General features: G+C 31.6%; 2 protein-coding genes. Both read left to right on the forward strand.

What is annotated here, in order from left to right; all coding sequences use genetic code 11:
- Positions 1-155 precede the first annotated feature (155 nt).
- Positions 156-656, forward strand: coding sequence for a hypothetical protein (locus BZG01_RS21270; RefSeq protein ID WP_101311838.1), 501 nt, complete (start codon positions 156-158; stop codon positions 654-656).
- Positions 657-702: 46 nt separating this feature from the next.
- The gene (locus tag BZG01_RS21275; RefSeq protein ID WP_101311839.1) at positions 703-1,302 is read left to right on the forward strand and encodes a hypothetical protein; all 600 of its coding nucleotides are present in this window, start codon (positions 703-705) and stop codon (positions 1,300-1,302) included.
- The last annotated feature ends 143 nt before the right edge of the window (positions 1,303-1,445 follow it).

The following is a 1,445-nucleotide window of genomic DNA, read 5'->3' on the forward strand; positions in this document are numbered from 1 at the left end:
GGCATTGTCCAACTATGTTTTATCCTTTATTTGGAACTATTCTGAGAAGTAAAAATCAGTGTTCTAAATAATGTTTTGTTAATTTTAAAAAACGAAAGGATAAAACACTTTTACGTTGTGGGTAATACGAAATAAAATTATTAGAAATTTATAGAATGAATGAAATAAATACTGATTACAGAAACGCCTATTATGATTTTAGTTTTAAAGTCTATCGTGATTGTAGAACTGGTGAAATCTACAAAGAATATTATGGTGACTTTATCCCAGAAATAGATACATCTAATAGTAAATGGCAAGATGGTTGTATTTGTTCAATAGAATACGATGAATTTAGTGAAAGATATATCGACCTTGAAACAGGTTTGACTGTTGGAGGTCCGAGACATACACTAGTTGATCACATGGAGCATTATGAATGGGCAGTAGAATCTGCACAATATACAGGAGGTAATCTAAGTGATTTTCTAGATGAAGAATATGACTACATGTATCAGGAAGTTCTTTGTGACTGTGGCAAACTAGATACTGAAGACGATTGGGAAGAAGATGAAGTTATTAAATATGATGGTATAACGTTCTGTGAAGATTGTCATCCAGATCCGAATTTTCATCCAGATCCTATAAGGTATAATCCAGGAGATCATTTCTTTTAAGATTTTTTCAGAATAAAATAATATATCAGCAAGTAATCCATAGAAAATGGGGAAAGTAGAGAAAATAGATGAAATTATATGTACTATATGGGAGAATGTACAGGAAAGAATTGAGAAAGGTTATAGTATTTCCAGTGAGAAAGCTTTATGTTTTTTATTCTCGATGGAGTTAATTAAAAAGACAGGGTTTGATATTGAAATAGATTTTGAAAATCAATGCTACAATGATCTTCAAGGTAGTAGTCGTTATTTAGATCTCTTAGTGAAATATACAGATATTAGTATAGCAATTGAATTTAAATTTCCAACAAAATCTCAAAAAGGAAATTCAAACAAAGCAGAGGTTCGAAAAGCTGTTTACAGAGATTTAGCTAGATTAGAATATTTGAAAAAAGATAATATTGCGGATCGTTGTTATTTTTTGATGGCAACAAATGAAACCTCATATATAAATGAAGGTAAACACAGAAAATATGTAACATATAAAACACATGAAGGTTATGAAATAACGCAAGATGTGACAGTTGAAATAGATAATTTAAAAATAAATAAGCAATCAAGTTTTAAGTGGGAGAATACTAGGCATAAAGGAAAAAAACATATTATAGTTGGGAAATATGCTTGGTTAAGTCCAATTAAAATTTGACAATGTACATACCCACAATCGAGTAGACAGGTGACGGTCTATTGACCGCCACTGTGCCTCTCACACCACCGTACGTACGGGTCTCGTATACGGTCCCGAGGAATCGGGATTAAGTTAAGGGGAATAAAGAATCACGTCTAACA

Source organism: Labilibaculum manganireducens (assembly GCF_002843385.1).
Classification (GTDB): domain Bacteria; phylum Bacteroidota; class Bacteroidia; order Bacteroidales; family Marinifilaceae; genus Labilibaculum; species Labilibaculum manganireducens.

Coding starts and splice junctions, on each gene's coding strand:
- BZG01_RS21275 (WP_101311839.1), top strand. CDS start 703: ATGGGGAAAGTAGAGAAAATAGATGAAATTATATGTACTATATGGGAG.
- BZG01_RS21270 (WP_101311838.1), top strand. CDS start 156: ATGAATGAAATAAATACTGATTACAGAAACGCCTATTATGATTTTAGT.